This window comes from Pseudocitrobacter cyperus (assembly GCF_039889165.1).
GTDB classification, from domain to species: Bacteria; Pseudomonadota; Gammaproteobacteria; order Enterobacterales; family Enterobacteriaceae; genus Pseudocitrobacter; species Pseudocitrobacter cyperus.
In genome coordinates this window covers 231,464-251,657 of record NZ_JAYMYY010000001.1, presented here as the reverse complement: position 1 = coordinate 251,657, position 20,194 = coordinate 231,464, and the positions used below count along the sequence as shown (strand labels likewise).

19 protein-coding genes are annotated in these 20,194 nt (G+C 50.4%); 8 read left to right on the top strand and 11 right to left on the bottom strand.

What is annotated here, in order from left to right:
• Positions 1 to 151: 151 nt before the first annotated feature.
• The gene (locus VSR74_RS01225; RefSeq protein WP_347793009.1) at positions 152 to 910 is read right to left on the bottom strand and encodes a DUF481 domain-containing protein; all 759 of its coding nucleotides are present in this window, start codon (positions 908 to 910) and stop codon (positions 152 to 154) included.
• Positions 911 to 1,225: 315 nt separating this feature from the next.
• Between VSR74_RS01225 and pfkB the strand changes: the two genes are divergently transcribed.
• The 3 genes from pfkB to VSR74_RS01210 all read left to right on the top strand — a co-directional run bounded on the left by pfkB (position 1,226) and on the right by VSR74_RS01210 (position 3,489).
• Positions 1,226 to 2,158, top strand: a complete 933-nt coding sequence (pfkB, locus tag VSR74_RS01220) for a 6-phosphofructokinase II (protein ID WP_347793008.1) — start codon at positions 1,226 to 1,228, stop codon at positions 2,156 to 2,158.
• Positions 2,159 to 2,238: 80 nt separating this feature from the next.
• Positions 2,239 to 2,523, top strand: coding sequence for a type V toxin-antitoxin system endoribonuclease antitoxin GhoS (gene ghoS / locus VSR74_RS01215; protein ID WP_347793007.1), 285 nt, complete (start codon positions 2,239 to 2,241; stop codon positions 2,521 to 2,523).
• 105 nt (positions 2,524 to 2,628) lie between these two features.
• Positions 2,629 to 3,489: a fructosamine kinase family protein gene (locus VSR74_RS01210; RefSeq protein ID WP_347793006.1), complete on the top strand. Its 861-nt coding sequence runs from the start codon at positions 2,629 to 2,631 to the stop codon at positions 3,487 to 3,489.
• A 54-nt stretch (positions 3,490 to 3,543) separates the two neighbouring features.
• On the opposite strand, the gene tonB is transcribed toward VSR74_RS01210, so the two are convergent.
• On the bottom strand, positions 3,544 to 4,266 hold the full coding sequence (tonB, locus tag VSR74_RS01205; protein WP_347794332.1) for a TonB system transport protein TonB: 723 nt from the start codon (positions 4,264 to 4,266) through the stop codon (positions 3,544 to 3,546).
• 222 nt (positions 4,267 to 4,488) lie between these two features.
• On the opposite strand from tonB, the gene VSR74_RS01200 reads away from it, so the two are divergent.
• The gene (locus VSR74_RS01200) at positions 4,489 to 4,785 is read left to right on the top strand and encodes a YciI family protein (RefSeq protein ID WP_347793005.1); all 297 of its coding nucleotides are present in this window, start codon (positions 4,489 to 4,491) and stop codon (positions 4,783 to 4,785) included.
• Between the two features lie 45 nt (positions 4,786 to 4,830).
• Here VSR74_RS01200 and VSR74_RS01195 read toward each other — a convergent pair whose 3' ends face one another.
• On the bottom strand, positions 4,831 to 5,004 hold the full coding sequence (locus VSR74_RS01195; RefSeq protein WP_347793004.1) for a YciY family protein: 174 nt from the start codon (positions 5,002 to 5,004) through the stop codon (positions 4,831 to 4,833).
• A gap of 142 nt (positions 5,005 to 5,146) precedes the next feature.
• On the opposite strand from VSR74_RS01195, the gene cls reads away from it, so the two are divergent.
• Together cls and VSR74_RS01185 are read left to right on the top strand one after the other, a co-directional pair.
• On the top strand, positions 5,147 to 6,607 hold the full coding sequence (gene cls, locus VSR74_RS01190) for a cardiolipin synthase (protein WP_347793003.1): 1,461 nt from the start codon (positions 5,147 to 5,149) through the stop codon (positions 6,605 to 6,607).
• 34 nt (positions 6,608 to 6,641) lie between these two features.
• Positions 6,642 to 6,971, top strand: coding sequence for an HI1450 family dsDNA-mimic protein (locus tag VSR74_RS01185; RefSeq protein WP_347793002.1), 330 nt, complete (start codon positions 6,642 to 6,644; stop codon positions 6,969 to 6,971).
• Positions 6,972 to 7,007: 36 nt separating this feature from the next.
• Here VSR74_RS01185 and VSR74_RS01180 read toward each other — a convergent pair whose 3' ends face one another.
• The 7 genes from VSR74_RS01180 to VSR74_RS01150 form a co-directional block, all read right to left on the bottom strand.
• Positions 7,008 to 7,874 (bottom strand): ion transporter, encoded by an 867-nt coding sequence (locus tag VSR74_RS01180; protein WP_347793001.1) that lies wholly within the window; start codon positions 7,872 to 7,874, stop codon positions 7,008 to 7,010.
• A 16-nt stretch (positions 7,875 to 7,890) separates the two neighbouring features.
• A complete protein-coding gene (gene oppF, locus VSR74_RS01175; protein WP_347793000.1) occupies positions 7,891 to 8,895 on the bottom strand; it encodes a murein tripeptide/oligopeptide ABC transporter ATP-binding protein OppF in 1,005 nt (334 codons plus the stop codon).
• A complete protein-coding gene (gene oppD, locus VSR74_RS01170) occupies positions 8,892 to 9,905 on the bottom strand; it encodes an ABC transporter ATP-binding protein (RefSeq protein WP_347792999.1) in 1,014 nt (337 codons plus the stop codon). Before oppD ends, oppF begins: the two co-directional genes overlap by 4 nt.
• An 11-nt stretch (positions 9,906 to 9,916) precedes the next feature.
• A complete protein-coding gene (gene oppC, locus VSR74_RS01165; RefSeq protein WP_347792998.1) occupies positions 9,917 to 10,825 on the bottom strand; it encodes an oligopeptide ABC transporter permease OppC in 909 nt (302 codons plus the stop codon).
• A 14-nt stretch (positions 10,826 to 10,839) separates the two neighbouring features.
• Entirely contained in the window at positions 10,840 to 11,760 is a 921-nt protein-coding gene (oppB, locus tag VSR74_RS01160; RefSeq protein ID WP_347792997.1) for an oligopeptide ABC transporter permease OppB, read from the bottom strand.
• Positions 11,761 to 11,844: 84 nt separating this feature from the next.
• On the bottom strand, positions 11,845 to 13,476 hold the full coding sequence (oppA, locus tag VSR74_RS01155; protein ID WP_347792996.1) for an oligopeptide ABC transporter substrate-binding protein OppA: 1,632 nt from the start codon (positions 13,474 to 13,476) through the stop codon (positions 11,845 to 11,847).
• A 715-nt stretch (positions 13,477 to 14,191) separates the two neighbouring features.
• The gene (locus tag VSR74_RS01150) at positions 14,192 to 14,839 is read right to left on the bottom strand and encodes a YchE family NAAT transporter (RefSeq protein WP_347792995.1); all 648 of its coding nucleotides are present in this window, start codon (positions 14,837 to 14,839) and stop codon (positions 14,192 to 14,194) included.
• A 486-nt stretch (positions 14,840 to 15,325) separates the two neighbouring features.
• Between VSR74_RS01150 and adhE the strand changes: the two genes are divergently transcribed.
• Positions 15,326 to 18,004 (top strand): bifunctional acetaldehyde-CoA/alcohol dehydrogenase, encoded by a 2,679-nt coding sequence (adhE, locus tag VSR74_RS01145; protein ID WP_347792994.1) that lies wholly within the window; start codon positions 15,326 to 15,328, stop codon positions 18,002 to 18,004.
• 163 nt (positions 18,005 to 18,167) lie between these two features.
• Here the strand turns inward: adhE and tdk are convergent, their stop codons facing one another.
• Entirely contained in the window at positions 18,168 to 18,788 is a 621-nt protein-coding gene (gene tdk / locus VSR74_RS01140; RefSeq protein WP_347792993.1) for a thymidine kinase, read from the bottom strand.
• A gap of 879 nt (positions 18,789 to 19,667) precedes the next feature.
• On the opposite strand from tdk, the gene hns reads away from it, so the two are divergent.
• Complete coding sequence (gene hns, locus VSR74_RS01135; RefSeq protein ID WP_347792992.1) at positions 19,668 to 20,081, top strand: histone-like nucleoid-structuring protein H-NS; 414 nt, start codon at positions 19,668 to 19,670, stop codon at positions 20,079 to 20,081.
• Positions 20,082 to 20,194: the final 113 nt, after the last annotated feature.

Below are 20,194 nucleotides of genomic sequence, written 5' to 3'. Positions count from 1 at the left end.
AAGTAAGTAAAAATATATCAATAAAATCAATTATGGAGATATTATGGAGAATATTTCTTTTTATTAAAATTAAAACGGCGTTGAGAATTTAATAGTACACTCTGGCGTAATTTATGACAAACAGGCCGAAATAATTCCGGCCTGTTTAAAACTACATTTTATAACCGAGGGAAACCGTGGTACGGCGGTCGGTATGCTCCGGTGCGGAGGCTGGAGGTTCGGAGTTCCAGGTGACGTTATACGCCACTTTCAGGCCAAAATGTTCATTGATGGCGACGTTCATCGCGCTTTCTGAATTGACCGTGGTGTCGTCAGCGCCGAAGACGGATACGCCCTGAGTAAACTTCGCCGTGTCCGTCATTTGCCAGGCATAGGTGCCTGAAGCATACCCCAGCGCCTGTGTTTTCGTTTCATCGGTTGTGTACTTGTCATAACGTACACCCGGGCCAAATTCAAAACGGAAGCTATGTACCGGCCCGTTGAGGAACTGGCGACCATAACCGGCAGTGAATACGTCACGTTCGCGGTAGCCATTATAACGGTCGGTCAGCCAACTGGCCTGGCCAAATAAGTAGTCCATATCCGTCATGTTATAACGGCTACGCCCGCCCACCGCATATTTTTCGGAGGAACGCTCATCATTCGAAGAGGTATTACTGGCGTTTCCCCATAACGACCAGGCTGTCGTATTACCATACCAGGTCATGGTGGAATCAGCGGTCAGAGAAGAACTTTTTGTGTTACCCGATTGGGCCAGATAGCCTGCATTAACGGTGCCTTCAAAAGGCTTCTTCGCGGAGGAAGGGTCATCCATGACAGTAAAAACGGAATCATCAGCGGCTGCATACATTGACGCAAACACGCCCCCCAGCAGCATCACAGCCGCGGGTACTGTCTTCAAAAGCTTCATTTATTAAGAGTCCGTACAACAAAAAAAGAGACCTTAACGGTCCCGGAAACTTTCGCGAGGATCAACGACAGACGGTCCATAGAAAGGTAACAAATTATAAAAAGCGCCGCATAACATAGCAATGAATTCTTCTTTCATTTTTTGAATAAGAACGATCTCAAAACGCGCTTTATTTCATATAGATAGTGGCATGTAAAAGTATCCATTTTATTGAAAATTATGATGTTGTTACTTTCACTCTCCCCCTTTCGGTGCCAGACTTATATTCTGACTGAGATAAGTCTGGCCGTAAGGTCATAAAGGGAGGTATTCGTTATGGTTAAAATCTATACGCTCACATTCGCCCCATCACTCGACAGCGCCACGCAAACACCACAAATTTATCCGGAAGGAAAACTCCGTTGCAGTTCGCCGGTATTTGAACCCGGCGGTGGCGGCATCAACGTGGCGCGCGCGATTACATTTTTAGGCGGCGAAGCGACAGCAATTTTTCCGGTCGGCGGCGCAACGGGAGAACATCTCGCGACCCTGCTGACTGGCGAACGTGTCAACGTTGAATGCGTAGAAACCAGCGAGTGGACGCGCCAGAATTTACATGTTCACGTTGAAACCAGCGGAGAACAGTATCGCTTCGTAATGCCCGGCGCAGCGCTAAAGGAAGACGAGATCCACAAGCTGGAAGAGAAAGTGACCCGGATTGACGCCGGTTCACTGTTGGTTATCAGCGGTAGCCTTCCTCCTGGCGTGAGTCTCGAACGCTTTGCCGCACTGATCAAATCGGCCCAGAAAAAAGGTGTGCGCTGTGTGGTGGATAGTTCCGGCGACGCGCTGGCTACCGCACTGGATATCGGTAACATTGAGTTGGTAAAACCCAACCAGAAGGAGCTCAGCGCACTCGTTCAGCGCAAGTTAATTCAGCCTGATGATGTCCGTAATGCGGCTGAAGAGATCGTGCGCAGTGGGAAAGCTGAGCGCGTGGTGGTTTCACTGGGGGCCCAGGGCGCGCTCGCCGTTGACGCAAATAGCTGCGTGCAGGTCGTTCCTCCGCCGATTAAGAGCCAGAGCACGGTGGGCGCGGGCGACAGTATGGTTGGGGCAATGGTGCTGAAACTGGCGGAAAACGCCGGGCTCGATGAGATGGTGCGTTACGGCGTAGCCGCCGGGAGTGCAGCCACCATCAACCAAGGCACCCGCCTGTGCTCACACGAAAATACGCAGCAGATCTTCGACTATTTATCCCGTAAGTAATAACAACCGCCAGCCCGGGTCGCGAAATCCGGGCTTTCGACTATGCTAACAAACGCCATTGTTAACAATGAGGTGAAAATATGAGCGGTGATGTCACCCGTTATATCGTGACCATTAAATTCAAGGAAGAGACGCTAACCGAACTCAATGAGCTCAATAATCACCTGACGCGAGCCGGATTTACGCTAACGTTGAGCGATGATGAAGGCAAGGTGCATGAGCCTGGCACCAACTCCTTTGGGCTAATAACCCTGCAATCCGTTGAAGAAATTAAAGAACTGGTCGTCGGCCTTGCCAACACCGCCATCGGTAAACCGGTAGAGGTGGAGGTCATCACATTCGAACAGTGGTTGAAAGATCAATAAATGCTGTTGTGGCATTTTAAGTCGTGGTTGTGCGTTAGTTCGAGTTTTTGCACCGCATTTGTGCGCTAACCTTATGATATGGCAGAAAACATGGGGAGAGACATCATGTGGCAAGCGATCGGTAACCTGTTAAGTGAACAACTCGGCAAAGGGGAAATCGAGCAGCGCAACGAACTGCCAGGCGGTGAGATCCACGCCGCATGGCACATTCGCTACGCGGGGCGCGACCTCTTTGTTAAATGTGACGAACGTGAGTTATTACCTATCTTCACCGCGGAAGCTGACCAGCTCGAACTGCTGTCACGCAGCAAAACCGTATCGGTACCGGAGGTTTTTGCCGTCGGCGCAGATCGCGACTATAGCTTTCTGGTGATGGAGTATCTCCCTCCCCGCCCGCTTGACGCGCACAATGCTTTCCTGCTGGGGCAACAGCTTGCCCGACTCCACCAGTGGAGCGATCAACCCCAGTTTGGCCTCGATTTTGACAACGATCTCTCCACCACCCCACAGCCTAATGCCTGGCAACGACGCTGGGCCACCTTTTTTGCCGAGCAGCGTATCGGCTGGCAACTGGAACTGGCGGCGGAAAAGGGTATGGAATTTGGCGATATTGACGCCATTGTCGATCATGTCCAGCAACGTCTGAGTTCACATCAACCACAACCCGCATTGCTCCATGGCGATTTATGGTCTAATAACTGCGCGCTCGGCCCCAACGGCCCCTATATTTTTGATCCGGCATGTTATTGGGGTGACCGTGAGTGTGACCTGGCGATGCTGCCATTGCATCCGGAGCAGCCGCCACAGATCTATGATGGGTATCAATCTGTCTCACCGTTACCGGCAGATTTTCTGGAACGTCAGTCGGTCTATCAGCTCTATACCCTGTTTAACCGGGCGATCCTGTTCGGGGGGCAACATCTGGTGATTGCGCAGAAAGCGCTCGATAATGTGCTGGCAGCGTAAATCAGGCAGCGTAAATCAGATAGCAAAAGCCCCCAAACATGGGGGCTTTTCTGTTTAGCTCATCTGTACGCCTTTGAGGCGGAACTCAATATTCATGATTAAGCCATTGCCCGGCTTACCGGCTTCGTAACGCCATTTACGCATAGCGGCTTTCACGTCACGCTCGAACATATTCGACGGCTGTGCGGAAAGGATCTCAACGTTTTCAACCCGGCCATCGGCCGTCACATCAAACTTCACGCGCACTTTACCTTCAATTCGCAGCGCCAGCGCACGCTGCGGATAGCTCGGCTGCGAACGGTTTAACGCCTTCGGCCCGGTAGGTGCGGTGATGGTCGGCTTACTGGTGCCCGTCTGGTTATTTGCCACAGAACGGGCTGGCGGCGCATCATTCGTCCTTGTCGACAATGGACGCGTTTCAACCGGTTTTACCTCCGGTTTACGCTCTTCTACCTTTTTCACCGGCTTCGGTTTTGGTTTAGGCTTTGGCTTAGGTTTTGGCTTTTCAATAACGACCGGCGCTTCTTTTGGCGGTTCCGGAACCACTTCAGGTTCAGGCTCTGGTTCCGACTCCACGACGGGCTGCGGCGGCTGAACGGCTTGCGGCGGTTCGAGATCGGAAGGCGCAACCATAGTGATGGAAATCGGCTGAGCGGGCGCGGGCAGTTCAATAACCTGATGTACCGAGGTGTAAAGCAGGCCCGCCACGACGGCACCGTGAATACCAACGGACAACAATGTTGGCCACGGAAAGCGGCGAGGTAAATCGAGGGTCATTGAAGTCATAATCGCTACTGTTGAAAAATGATGTAGGTGATTTTAAATGCAAATAGCAATCATATTCAATAAGCCTTCTTATCTTCCGTCAAGTTTCCGTCGCTTTTGCTGAAAAAAAGCACGCCCGGCCACCCCACTTTATCATTGTCTTAACTTTGCGTTGCAGTCGTTGCCGCTTTCACTTACCGTAATTTACAGCTAACTAAAACAGGAGTTCTGCCCGTGCTTTACGTCATTTACGCTGAAGATTACGCCGATACCCTCGAGAAACGTCAGTCCGTTCGCCCGGCTCACCTGGCGCGTTTACAACTGCTGCACGATGAAGGTCGTCTGTTGACCGCAGGCCCAATGCCTGCCGTTGATAGCAATGAACCTGGCGCCGCTGGTTTTAGCGGTTCTACGGTTATTGCTGAATTTGAATCACTGGAAGCGGCGCAGTCCTGGGCAAAGGACGACCCCTATGTTGCGGCGGGCGTATATGAACGCGTTACCGTGCGTCCCTACAAAAAAGTATTCTGAGCGCAGAAAAAACATCGGGCACCGCAAGCGGTGCCCTTTTTGCCATCAGAGATCGTAAATGGCGAACAACAAACAGTTACGCTGCCGTCCGACCAGGCTCTTTCTGATGGAGTGGATGCGCATATTACGACGCGACTGAGCTTCCAGCCAACGGGCTTTGCGGCGGCTCGCCTGACGCAACATACGCCAGCGCCCCACTTCCGGTCTACTACGCTTCATTTCTACCGCTCTTATCGAAGAAGAGTCGTCATTATACCCCCGACAAATCGGCTTACCAGCGCTTTTCCCTCGCGTTTTTATTTGCCAGATGAATCTTGATGCGTAAACTCATAACAAACGATTTCAAAAGGACTTTCTGACTATGACAACCTTTTACACCGTCGTGAGTTGGCTGGCTATTCTGGGGTACTGGTTGTTAATTGCAGGGGTAACTTTGCGTATTCTGATGAAACGCCGCGCGGTTCCCTCGGCAATGGCATGGCTGCTGGTTATCTATATTCTTCCCCTGGTGGGGATCATCGCCTATCTCTCCGTGGGCGAACTGCATCTCGGCAAGCGCCGGGCCGAGCGCGCACGCGCGATGTGGCCTTCAACAGCAAAATGGCTAAACGATCTTAAAGCCTGTAAACATATCTTCGCCGAAGACAACAGCCCGGTGGCGTCATCTTTATTTAAGCTCTGTGAACGCCGCCAGGGGATTGCTGGCATGAAGGGGAATCAGCTGCAATTACTCACCAGCTCCGACGATGTAATGCAGGCGCTGATCCGCGATATTCAACTGGCGCGCCACAATATCGAGATGGTGTTCTATATCTGGCAGCCCGGCGGTATGGCCGATCAGGTCGCGGAGTCGCTGATGGCGGCGGCACGACGCGGCGTTCATTGCCGGTTGATGCTCGACTCTGCGGGTAGCGTGGCCTTCTTCCGTAGCCCATGGGCCGCGATGATGCGTAACGCAGGCATCGAAGTGGTTGAAGCGTTGAAAGTTAATTTGATGCGCGTATTCCTGCGACGCATGGATTTACGTCAGCACCGTAAGATGATCATGATCGACAACTATATTGCCTACACTGGCAGTATGAATATGGTTGACCCTCGATTCTTTAAACAGGACTCCGGCGTAGGCCAGTGGGTTGATTTGATGGCGCGAATGGAAGGCCCGGTCGCCACCGGGATGGGTATCGTTTACTCCTGCGACTGGGAAATTGAGACCGGAAAACGCATTCTGCCACCGCCGCCGGATACCAACATCATGCCTTTTGAAGAGGCCAGCGGCCACACCATCCACACTATCGCCTCCGGCCCGGGCTTCCCGGAAGATTTGATTCATCAGGCACTGCTTACCGCCACCTATGCGGCACGTGAGTATCTGATTATGACTACCCCCTATTTCGTCCCCAGCGACGATCTGCTGCATGCGATTTGCACTGCTGCGCAGCGTGGAGTGGATGTCAGTATTATTCTGCCGCGTAAAAATGATTCGGTGCTGGTCGGCTGGGCCAGCCGGGCATTCTTCACTGAACTGCTGGCAGCCGGCGTGAAGATATACCAGTTTGAAGGTGGCCTGCTGCACACCAAGAGCGTGCTGGTCGACGGTGAATTAAGTCTGGTAGGGACTGTAAACCTTGATATGCGCAGCCTGTGGCTCAATTTCGAAATTACGCTGGTGATTGATGATGCCGGCTTTGGCGGCGATCTGGCAGCGGTTCAGGATGATTATATCTCCCGCTCCCGTCTGCTGGATGCCCGGTTGTGGATGAAACGTCCGTTCTGGCATCGTATCGCCGAGCGACTGTTTTACTTCTTCAGCCCGTTGCTGTAAAACGTGCCCATCAGATGTTAAACAGGTAATCATCATGGATATGGATTTAAACAATCGCCTGACCGAAGACGAAACACTCGAACAGGCTTACGATATTTTTCTCGAACTGGCGGTTGATAATCTCGATCCAGCCGATGTCATTCTGTTCAACTTGCAGTTTGAAGAGCGCGGCGGTGCGGAGTTATTCGACCCAGCGGAAGACTGGCAGGAGCATGTTGATTTCGATCTGAACCCGGACTTCTTCGCCGAAGTGGTCATTGGTCTTGCCGATACCGACGGCGGCGAAATTAACGATATCTTCGCCCGCGTTCTGCTGTGCCGCGAAAAAGATCACAAACTCTGCCATATTCTCTGGCGAGAATAAGAGTGGTTAAAGGGGTAGCCAGCGCTACCCCTTGTTTTATACATCCGGTAATTTCCCACCGCAGGCTTTACAATATTTCGCCGTAGTCTCATGCCCACTTTGATGGCAATCCGGGCAAATTCTGGCCAACTGACGTTTGGCAATTTCACTGCTCATCTGCGAGGTAATAATCCCGGTAGGGATGGCGATAACCGAATAGCCAATTAAAATCAGTACCGATGCGACGGCTCTCCCCGGCGCAGTGTGCGGCGTAATATCCCCATAACCCACCGTAGTTACCGTGACGATTGCCCAATATACCGAAGTGCTTAAAGTCGTAAAACCATGCTCCGGCCCCTCAATGCCATACATCAAAGCGCCAGCCACCACCATGACAATTGAGATAAAAGCATAGAACAGAATAAGCTGATGGCGTGATTTAACAATAGCCCCCCAAATGCCATTTAATGCCGGCATCAGGCGCAGTAATTTCAAAATTCGCAGCACGCGAATGACGCGCATCGCGCGCCAGGCAAAGAGATAATCAATACCTATTTGCGGCCACAGCATAATAACGTACAGCGGCAAAATCGTTGCCAGGTCAATAAAACCCCAAATGCTGAAAACGTAGCGTGCAGGTTGCGGCCAACTGAAAATACGCAACAAATATTCAAGGGTAAACACCAGAGTAAAAAAGACTTCGACCCAGACAAAAACGTGCCACTCATCATAGGTCAGGTGATAAGTCGTTCCGACGCCTGATTCAATAAAAATCACCACTACGCTGAGTAACGCAAATACCCCGCACAGCGCTTCGAAGCGTCGGGCTGAAAGATGGTGATGATCGAACAGCGCGTGGAATATCCGCCGCCGAAAAGATTGAATGGACAACACGTTTGACCTCATAAGAAAAAGGGCTGACATCTGCCAGCCCTTGCGATTATAACGGGTCAACCTTCAGGCAGGAAACCGCATGCCGGAAACTTCCCTCCAGCACTGGCCGGGTTTTCGCACACTCAGGCCCGGCGATGGGACAACGGGTACGGAAGACGCAGCCTGACGGGGGATTAATCGGCGAAGGCAGTTCACCCTCCAGCAACTGAATACTTTTCTGTCTTTCCAGATCCGGATCAGGAACCGGCACCGCTGACATTAGCGCTTTAGTATAGGGATGCAGCGGGTTGTGGTACACCTCATCATAGGTACCCAGCTCCACAGCGTGGCCCAAATACATGACCAGCACGCGATCAGAAATATGCTTCACAACCGCCAGGTCGTGAGCGATAAAGATCAGCGACAGCCCCATTTCGCGTTGTAACTGCTGCAGCAGGTTAACCACCTGAGCCTGAATGGAGACATCCAGCGCTGAAACAGGTTCATCACAGATGATAAGTTTCGGCTCCAGAATAAGCGCTCGCGCAATTCCGATACGCTGACACTGCCCGCCCGAGAACTCATGCGGATAGCGGTTGACCAGATTCGGCAGCAGCCCCACCTTCATCATCATGGCTTTAACGCGATCCCGAACTTCCTGACGCGACATCTTCGGATAGTAGGTGCGTAACGGTTCAGCGATAATTTCGCCAATCGTCATACGCGGATTCAGTGACGCCAGAGGATCCTGGAAAATCATCTGGATATCGCTGCGCACGTCGCGCCACTCGTCCGGCTTCATCCCGAGCAGATCTTTCCCCAGCCAGGCCACGCGTCCGTCAGTGGCTTTCACCAGGCCGATAATCGCACGCGCAAAAGTGGATTTTCCACAGCCGGATTCGCCCACTACGCCCAGCGTTTCACCTTCATACAGACGCAGGGTGACGCCATCTACAGCTTTCAGCGTTTTCGCTGGTTGCCAGAACCACTGCTTACCATCTTTAATATCAAAGTGGACTTTTAAGTCCGCAATTTCGAGCAGTATTTTTCTTTCTTCAGTGACGGCGTTCATAGCAGATCCCCCACAGGCTTATAGCAGGCGCGTAAACGGCCAGGTGCAAACGACTCCAGCGGCGGCGCGCTGCTGCAAATTTCCATTGCGTGTGGGCAACGAGGCTGGAACGGGCACCCCTTCGGCAGACGAAGCAGGTTCGGTGGGTTCCCCGGAATAGTCAGCAACGATTCACCTTCCGCATCGAGACGAGGAACCGCATTGAGCAGGCCAATAGAGTACGGATGGGCCGGATGATAGAAAACATCACGCGCATTGCCATATTCCATGGTTCGCCCGGCATACATCACCAGCACTTTATCGCAAATACCTGCGACCACGCCCAGATCGTGGGTGATCATGATAATCGCGGTATTAAACTCACGCTTAAGCTCATTAAGCAGAGTCATAATTTGCGCCTGTACCGTCACGTCAAGCGCCGTTGTTGGTTCATCGGCAATCAGCAGTTTTGGCCGACACAGTAACGCCATGGCAATCATCACACGCTGACGCATACCGCCTGAAAACTCATGGGGGTACATTTTCATGCGCTTACGCGCTTCCGGCATTTTTACCGCATCCAGCATTTTTACCGATTCTTCGAATGCTTCCGCCTTGCGCATGCCCTTATGCAGCATCAGCACTTCCATCAACTGCTCACCCACCCGCATATAGGGATTCAACGAGGTCATTGGGTCCTGGAAGATCATCGAAATTTGTTCGGCGCGAAGCTTATTTAGCGCATGCTCGGGCAGATTAAGGATCTCTTTGCCGTTGAATGTCGCCGAACCGCCAATTCGCCCATTACCGGCCAGCAGCCCCATCAGGGCAAAGGCGGTTTGTGACTTACCTGAACCAGACTCACCGACGATACCCAACGTTTCACCCGCTCGCAGGTTAAAGTTAAGGTCGTTGACCGCCGTCACATCGCCATCGGGCGTTTTAAAAGTGACGCGCAGATCTTTTACATCCAGCAACAGGCCCGTTTGTGCCTGCGTCTGCGGCGCTTTAGCCGTATCTATTACGCTCATCACGGCTCTCCTTAACGATCTTTCGGGTCGAGGGCATCACGCAGGCCATCGCCAATAAAGTTGAAACAGAATAGCGTCACGACAAGGAACCCTGCCGGGAACAGCAGCAGCCATGGCGAAACTTCCATTGAGTTGGCCCCATCGCTAAGCAACGCGCCCCAACTACTCAGCGGCTCCTGGGTACCCAGGCCGAGGAAGCTCAGGAATGATTCAAAGAGGATCATACTCGGTACCAGCAGGGAGGCATAAACCACCACCACGCCCAGCACGTTCGGTACGATATGGCGCACGACAATACTTGCGGTGGAAACACCCCCAACCTGCGCCGCCTCAATAAACTCTTTGCGCTTCAGACTCAGGGTTTGCCCACGCACAATACGCGCCATATCCAGCCAGGAGACCATCCCAATGGCCACGAAAATCAGCAGGATGTTCTGACCAAAAAAGGTGACCAGCAGAATGACGAAAAACATGAACGGGAAGGAGTTAAGGATTTCCAGCAGACGCATCATGACGGAATCCACCTTGCCGCCGAGATAACCGGAAAGCGAGCCGTATAATGTGCCAACAATGACCGCCACCAGCGCTGCTGCAATCCCCACCATCAGGGAAATACGCCCGCCAATAGCCACGCGTACCAGCAAATCGCGCCCGGAAGAGTCAGTACCGAAATAGTGCCCGGATTCCATTTCAGGCGCACTCGACATCATTCCCCAGTCCGTATCGAAATAGGAAAACGGCGACAACATCGGTGCCAGGGTGACGAAAAGAGCTATCAGAACGAGAACCATCAGGCTTGCGACCGCAGCCCGGTTATGCATAAAACGGCGACGCGCATCCTGCCACAGGCTGCGGCCTTCAACCTCCAGTTGCTCACTGAAGTTCTCCAGCGCCTCGCTATTTTTCTTACTCAATATCATGGCGAACTCCAGATTCAGTAGCGGATTTTGGGGTCAATCACGGCGTAGAGGACATCAACTACCGCGTTAAACAGGATAGTCAGTGCCCCCACCAGAATGGTCAGACTCAGCACCAGCGAGTAATCGCGGTTCAGGGCGCCGTTGACGAACAGTTGCCCAATCCCCGGCAGGCCATAAATGGTTTCGATAACCATCGAACCGGTAATGATGCCGACAAACGCGGGCCCCATATAAGAGAGCACCGGCAGCAACGCTGGCTTTAAGGCGTGACGGAATATAATCCGCCGCATCGGCAGGCCTTTGGCGCGCGCGGTGCGGATAAAGTTGGAGTGCAGCACTTCAATCATCGAGCCGCGGGTAATACGCGCGATACTGGCGATATAAGCCAACGACAGCGCCACCATCGGCAGGATCATGAATTTAAGCGCCCCGCCGTTCCAGCCTCCGCCGGGAAGCCATTTCAGCGTAATCGCGAAGATCATCACCAGCAGCGGAGCGACCACAAAACTGGGTATGACCACCCCGGTCATGGCAATCCCCATCACTGAGTAATCCCATTTGGTGTTTTGCTTCAACGCGGCAATCACTCCCGCACTAACACCTAACACCACCGCGAGAATAAAAGCCGCTGCGCCTAATTTTGCCGATACCGGGAAGCTGCTCGCCACCAGATCGTTAACCGAATAATCTTTATATTTAAAAGAAGGCCCGAAATCGCCATGCGCCAGTTGCTTCAGATAGCTGAAGTATTGCGTGGTGATGGGGTCGTTCAGATGGTATTTCGCTTCAATGTTCGCCATAACTTCTGGCGGTAAGGTGCGCTCACCGGTGAAAGGGCTTCCCGGCGCAAGACGCATCATAAAGAATGAAATGGTAATAAGAATAAATAGCGTCGGAATCGCTTCCAGACAGCGACGAAGTATAAATTTCAACATTGCCCGTACCTTTTGGCCAGTGCCTTCAATAATGCGATAAGCGAGACACAGTGAGACAGGCAATGCCTGCCTCACGTACTGCCATTAGTGCTTCACAATGTACATATTTTTAGTATACGTATTATCCAATGGGTCTTTACCGGTATAACCGCCGACCCACGGTTTCACCAGACGCGCGTTCACGTAGTAATAAACCGGAACAATTGCGCTGTCTTTATCCAGTTGCTGCTCTGCTTTATCGTACAACGCAGCACGCTGCGCCTCGTCCGTTGCTTTCAGCGTTTCCGCCATAATGCTATCGAACGCCGGGCTCTTATAGTGCGCGGTATTCATTGAGCTGTTTGACAACATGGTATTCAGGAAGGATGTCGGCTCGTTATAGTCGGCACACCAGCCAGCGCGCGCGACATCGAATGTCCCCTGATGACGTGTATCGAGGAAGGTTTTCCACTCCTGGTTGACCAGTTTAACATTGACGCCAATGTTTTTCTTCCACAGAGAAGAGGCCGCGATGGCCAGCTTTTTGTGGAGATCAGATGTGTTGTACAGCAGATTGATCGTTAATGGTTTATCTGCGGTATAACCCGCTTCAGCCAGCAGTTTTTTCGCTTCTTCATTACGTTTTTCCTGGCTCCAGCTAAACCATTCTGGCTGGGTCAATTTTGCGCCATCGGTATACGGCGGTGTATAACCGAACGCAGGTTTATCGCCCTGGGCTTTAACCTTATTAACGATAATATCGCGATCCATACCCAGTTTCAGCGCGGTGCGCACGCGCACATCGGTGAATGGCGCTTTCTGGTTATTAATTTCGTAATAATAGGTGCAGAGATATGGGTCGACATGAACTTCGTCAGGGATCTCTTTTTTCAGTTTCTGGAACAGCTCAATCGGCATATTGTTATAGGTCATGTCGATTTCACCGCTGCGATAGCGGTTAACGTCCGTCACTTCGGAAGAGATTGGCAGGTACGTTACCTGATTCACCACGGTTTTAGCGTTATCCCAGTATGTCGGGCTACGCTCAAGAACGATACGCTCATTGACGACCCAGTCTTTTAATTTATATGCGCCGTTGGTGACAATATTGGCAGGCTGCGTCCATTTTTCGCCAAATTTCTCAATGGCGGCTTTTGGAACCGGGGAGGTTGACGGGTGAACCAGCAGTTTATAGAAATAGGGAACAGGCTCACTCAACGTGACTTCTAACGTGTGATCGTCAATGGCTTTTACGCCAAGATCGGTAATCGGTTTTTTCCCTTCAAGGATGCCATCAATATTGGCGATATGGCCGTACTGCAAGTAACTTGCATACGGTGAGGCGGTATTGGGATCAACCGAGCGCTGCCAGCTATACACGAAATCCTGCGCTGTAACCGGAGAACCATCAGACCACTTCGCGTCTTTGCGCAGATGGAACGTCCAGACTTTAAAATCTTTATTATCCCAGGACTCCGCTACGCCAGCTACCGGATGACCTTCAAGGTCGCTGACCAGCAGGCCTTCAAACAGGTCACGGCTAATGTTGGATTCCGGAACGCCTTCAATTTTGTGCGGGTCGAGAGACTGTACTTCAGAGCCGTTATTACGCACCAGCGTCTGTTTTTCTGCCAACTGTACGCCTGCGGGCACATCAGCAGCCATTGCTGCATTCCCTGCCAATAGCGCCGTTAAAATTCCCGCAGCGATTACGCTTTTCTTCGTGATGATGGACATTGTGTTGATACTCCGCTCATTATAATTACTGGCTAAGGCCAGCCTGTTATCCCCTTTGGGGTCTCTGTACAGCGCAGGAGCTTTTGCGTCTGCCAGTTTTTTGTACTGCTTGCTATCACCGACTTTTTTATTACGGCCGCTCTTTGGCAACCTGACGTCGATTCATTCAAGGCGTCTCCCCTGTCGAGCCACCCTTTATATTTCTATTACCGCGAAGGTATAAGGCCGGAAAGTACCAAATGGCTTTCTTTGCCGCCAATATAATTTGCAAATTTGTTAAGCAATTCTCTTTTCATCGGCATCTCGCTCAATAACAAGCCAGCGTCCGCGCCTATAAAAGAGAGGTATTTCCTTATATTTCAATAACAAACAAATACCCTTCCCGACAACAAACTCCGTGAGGATGCCACCGCTCACTTTATGTACAAAAAATTAACATTTGTTCGTTATTTAGTACATTAATCTGCCTGACTGGCAAAATTACTAATATCATTTCAATTATCTAACAGCAAGCGTAACAGTATAGTGTGAGGGAAATAACATGAAAGAGAGGAGGACGAGGTGAGATGGGCAGTGTTAACCTGATGATATTAAAATATTTTTCAAACTATCACTAACACTTATCATTAAACGACTTAGCACTATTTTCGATATGTTTTGCGAATAATTAAGCAACCGGCAAAGCAGATTGTCTCTGCCGGTCAATAAAAAGAGGTTAACCAACGAGCCCGGGGAAAATTGCTTTTATTCCGGTGACAATAAATTCAATCCCCAGCGCCATCAGCAACAGCCCCATGATACGGGTAATCACGTTGATCCCCGTTTGCCCCAACAAGCGAACCAGCCAGGGCGCAATTCTGAACAGCCCCCAGCAACAGAAGGCAAACAACGCAATCGCCAACGTAAAACCAGCAAGATAAGGCAGCGTATGAAAGCGAGTGCCCCATACAATAGTGGAACTGATCGCCCCCGGCCCCGCCATCAGCGGCAACGCCAACGGCACAACCCCCACGCTTTCACGAATTGCCGTTTCTGATTTCTCCTGCTTGTTCTGCTTATCTTCCCCCAACTTACCGCTGATCATTGACATCGCGATAGTCACCACCAGGATGCCGCCTGCAATTCGAAAAGAGTCAATGGAAATCCCGAAAAGTTGCAGGATGCCATCCCCCAGAAACAGCGATGTCCAGAGGATAATGGCAACCGAGAGGTTCGCCGTCATATTGGTCTTGTTGCGCGCCGCCGCCGTCTGGTAGCTCGTCATGCTGATAAAGACAGGAATGATCCCGACAGGGTTGACCAACGCGAATAAGCCAATGAAAAATTTCACAAAAATCGGAAAATCGAACAAAACCTGAGTCACAGCGAACTCCGAAACATGACTAAAAGTGGTAGTTGACGAAAAATGAATGCAAAAACTCCGCTGAAGATACGCTGTTTATCAGGATTCTTCATCAAAATTCTACAAAAAGCCGGAAAATACAGAATGTTATATATTGATTTAAATTATGCTAATCTGCGTTTAATCATTACAACCATATGTTAACAATTTACAATCTTTACTAAAATGGGGCTGCTGAAAGGTGTCAGCTTGGCATAATCTTGACGCCGATCACATATTTCATACTCAGAAGTGAGTAATCTTGATTACGCCGATAGCCCCCAGGGGTTACCTGAAAACGGATGTCTCAGGCTCTTTGAGTACGAAGCTCTTTTAGTAAATCAGTGAATCGGGAACGGGTTGTGAATTGTTCCTTTAAGGTCTAAGCAAGCTGGTAGTGCACTGTCTATACTGACTTGTCGAGCAAATGATTTACTAAAAAAGTTTAACATTATCAGGAGAGCATTTATGGCTGTTACTAATGTCGCTGAACTTAACGCACTCGTCGAGCGCGTAAAAAAAGCCCAGCGTGAATATGCCAGTTTCACTCAAGAACAAGTCGACAAAATCTTCCGCGCTGCCGCTCTGGCTGCCGCAGATGCTCGAATCCCTCTCGCAAAAATGGCTGTTGCCGAATCCGGCATGGGTATTATTGAAGATAAAGTCATCAAAAACCACTTTGCTTCCGAATACATCTATAACGCCTATAAAGATGAAAAAACCTGTGGCGTCCTCTCTGAAGACGACACTTTCGGTACCATCACCATCGCTGAACCTATCGGCATTATCTGTGGTATCGTCCCGACTACCAACCCGACTTCTACCGCTATCTTTAAATCACTGATCAGCCTGAAGACCCGTAATGCCATCATCTTCTCCCCGCATCCGCGTGCTAAAGATGCAACGAACAAAGCAGCAGACATCGTCCTGCAGGCAGCTATCGCTGCTGGCGCACCGAAAGATCTGATCGGCTGGATTGACCAACCGTCTGTTGAACTTTCTAACGCACTGATGCACCACCCGGACATCAACCTGATCCTCGCGACCGGTGGTCCTGGTATGGTTAAAGCAGCATACAGCTCCGGTAAACCAGCAATCGGCGTTGGCGCAGGTAACACCCCGGTTGTTATCGATGAAACTGCTGATATCAAACGTGCCGTTGCATCTGTTCTGATGTCTAAAACCTTCGATAACGGCGTAATCTGTGCATCTGAGCAGTCCGTTGTTGTGGTTGATTCCGTCTATGACGCTGTTCGTGAACGTTTTGCAAGCCATGGCGGTTACATGCTGCAGGGCAAAGAGCTGAAAGCCGTTCAGGACATCATTCTGAAAAATGGCGCGCTGAATGCGGCAATCGTAGGTCAGCCTGCGGTTAAAATCGCTGAACTGGCTGGTTTCACCGTCCCGGCGACCACCAAAATTCTGATCGGCGAAGTAAAAGTTGTCGATGAAAGCGAACCGTTTGCACACGAAAAACTCTCTCCGACTCTGGCAATGTATCGCGCCAAAGATTTCGAAGATGCAGTGCTGAAAGCGGAAAAACTGGTTGCAATGGGCGGTATCGGCCACACCTCTTGCCTGTACACCGACCAGGATAACCAGCCGGAACGCGTCGCTTACTTCGGTCAGATGATGAAAACCGCACGTATTCTGATCAACACCCCGGCGTCTCAGGGTGGTATCGGTGACCTGTATAACTTCAAACTCGCACCTTCCCTGACTCTGGGTTGTGGTTCCTGGGGTGGTAACTCCATCTCTGAAAACGTTGGTCCGAAACACCTGATCAACAAGAAAACCGTTGCTAAGCGAGCTGAAAACATGTTGTGGCACAAACTTCCGAAATCTATCTACTTCCGCCGTGGCTCTCTGCCAATCGCGCTGGATGAAGTGATTACTGATGGCCACAAACGTGCGCTCATCGTGACTGACCGCTTCCTGTTCAACAACGGCTACGCTGACCAGATCACTTCTGTGCTGAAAGCGGCTGGCGTTGAAACTGAAGTATTCTTTGAAGTTGAAGCAGACCCGACGCTGACCGTTGTTCGTAAAGGTGCAGAACTGGCTAACTCCTTCAAACCAGATGTGATTATCGCGCTGGGCGGCGGTTCCCCGATGGATGCTGCGAAAATCATGTGGGTAATGTACGAACATCCGGAAACCCACTTCGAAGAACTGGCGCTGCGCTTTATGGATATCCGTAAGCGTATCTATAAATTCCCGAAAATGGGCGTGAAAGCGAAAATGATCGCGGTCACTACCACTTCTGGTACGGGTTCTGAAGTGACGCCGTTCGCTGTTGTAACCGATGATGCAACTGGTCAGAAATATCCACTGGCAGACTACGCGCTGACTCCGGATATGGCGATTGTCGATGCCAACCTGGTTATGGACATGCCGAAATCCCTGTGTGCTTTCGGTGGTCTCGATGCGGTCACTCACGCCCTGGAAGCTTACGTTTCCGTACTGGCATCTGAGTTCTCCGATGGTCAGGCTCTGCAGGCTCTGAAACTGCTGAAAGAAAACCTGCCGGCGTCTTACCACGAAGGGTCTAAAAACCCGGTTGCTCGTGAACGCGTTCACAGTGCCGCAACCATCGCAGGTATCGCGTTTGCTAACGCCTTCCTGGGTGTATGTCACTCCATGGCGCACAAACTGGGTTCTCAGTTCCACATTCCTCACGGTCTGGCGAACGCCCTGTTGATCTGTAACGTCATTCGCTACAACGCGAACGATAACCCGACTAAACAGACTGCATTCAGCCAGTATGACCGTCCGCAGGCACGTCGTCGTTACGCTGAAATTGCTGACCACCTGGGCCTGAGCGCTCCGGGCGACCGTACCGCAGCGAAAATCGAAAAACTGCTGGCATGGCTGGAAAGCGTTAAGGCTGAGCTGGGTATTCCTAAATCTATCCGCGAAGCAGGCGTTCAGGAAGCAGACTTCCTGGCTCACGTAGACAAGCTGTCTGAAGATGCCTTCGATGACCAGTGTACCGGCGCTAACCCGCGCTACCCGCTGATCGCCGAGCTGAAACAGATTCTGCTGGATACCTTCTACGGACGTGAATTTACAGAAAGTGATATCGTCGCGAAGAAAGAAACTGCAGCACCGGTTAAGGCTGAGAAGAAAGCGAAGAAATCCGCTTAATTCCCCGCTAAGCTAGCGCATTAAACGAAGCCCCATCTCAGGATGGGGCTTTTTTTTACATCGTCATTTCAAATAAACAGCATGAATAAAAAAGAAGAGTTCTCCGCTCACGCCAGATTAGCGCACAGCGTAAACGGAGCGTATCGTGACGTTGTCAGGAGGTTTAACGACTGCGACGATGTTTATCCTGGATGACAGCCAGAGAGCCCTCTTCCAGTGCTTCTTTATAATGTTTACGACAAACGGAAACGTAGCGTTCGTTGCCGCCGATAACCACCTGCTCACCTTCGTTATAGGGGCGACCTTCCTGATCCAGGCGTAATACCATGCTGGCCTTGCGACCACAGAAGCAAATTGTTTTTAATTCTACCAGTTTGTCTGACAGCGCCAGTAAATATTGGCTGCCACTAAACAACTCACCCCGGAAGTCTGTCCTCAGCCCATAACACAGAACAGGGATATCCAGTTGGTCAACAACGTCAGAGAGCGCGTAGACCTGCTGTCGCGTCAGGAACTGGCATTCGTCCACCAAAACGCAGTTGATGGCCTCACGGGCGTTCTCAGCGAGTATTTCATCGAATAGCTGGCTATTCTGGTTAAACAGCTTTGCCGGCGATGAGAGGCCGATACGCGAGCTCACCTTACCCGCGCCGAAACGGTCATCAATTTCGGCGGTATAAACCATGGTGCGCATCCCACGTTCCTGGTAGTTGTAGGATGACTGCAGAAGCGCCGTAGACTTACCTGCATTCATTGCAGAGTAGTAGAAATAAAGTTGTGCCATTGGCCGGGAAACCCTAATCAATACGTTTTCAGACGTCGGCAGTGTACCATATTTTATCCTGACCAGACTCTGGACATACAAAACTTGTGGTTAACGTATTTGAGCAGATGTGTTTAAACATTAATGAAGATGAATCATTCCGCGCTGCTGCCAGTTGAGCCAACCTAAAACGATAATTTGCAGCCAGGGCACGGCAGTTGTGGCTTTACCCAAAAAATCTCATCCTGAGCGACAACGACACCGACCAACATCAAAAATAATAGTTCCTTCAATAAATAGGAAATATCGTTTAACGCAAGAACGGATACCGATGTGATGTGAACCCCGCCGCGCCAGAGGATTAAAATGTCAATAGCAGTATAATAACATCGTCATAACTATGGATTTAATAGGAAAATCACAGGGAATAATCGCTACGTTTCTTCTGTATGAAGCTATTGTCAGTATGCGGCGTATCACACTGTTATTATGTTGCTCGACCCCTGACCCGCAATGTTACTATCACTGTAAGGTAGCGGCTTCGACAACGTATCAGGCATATGATTTAGGATAGTAACCATTCATAACCTATAAAGAAGCGAACAAAATTGATACGAGGTGACTAATACATAAGGTTGATATTTATCCATACGGAGTATTCTCTCCCTTATCTCCTCCCCTATAGCTCAGCATTCCTGCGCCTTATAGTTCAGTTATCCCAGACAATAGGCAGGGCAAAGTTGTGAGGCAACACTAAGAATTTAACTTTTAGATATTAATAAAAGCACCAAATAACACGTTATTTTGAATTCCTTACATTGCTGCCTATTGCACATCTGAATTTATCGCTCTATTATTACTTCAACAAACCACCCCCAATATAAGTTTGAGATTACTACAATGAGCGAAGCACTTAAAATTTTGAACAACATCCGTACTCTTCGTGCGCAGGCAAGAGAATGCACCCTTGAAACGCTTGAAGAAATGCTGGAAAAATTAGAAGTTGTTGTTAACGAGCGTCGCGAAGAAGAAAACGCGGCAGCCGCTGAAATCGAAGAGCGTACTCGTAAACTGCAGCAATATCGTGAAATGCTGATTGCTGATGGCATTGACCCTAATGAATTGCTGAACAGCATGGCTGCCGCTAAATCCGGCACCAAAGCAAAACGCGCTGCACGTCCTGCTAAATACAGCTACGTTGATGAAAACGGTGAAACTAAAACCTGGACTGGCCAGGGTCGTACACCGGCAGTAATCAAAAAAGCAATGGATGAGCAAGGTAAATCTCTGGATGATTTCCTGATCCAGGAGTAATCCTGAATTGCTTAAAAAATCCCGCTTCGGCGGGTTTTTTTTATCTGTTTGTGCTTTGACTGGCTACAGACCGGGTTGTTTTTTTACGTCCCTATCTCCAGGCAATAAAAAAG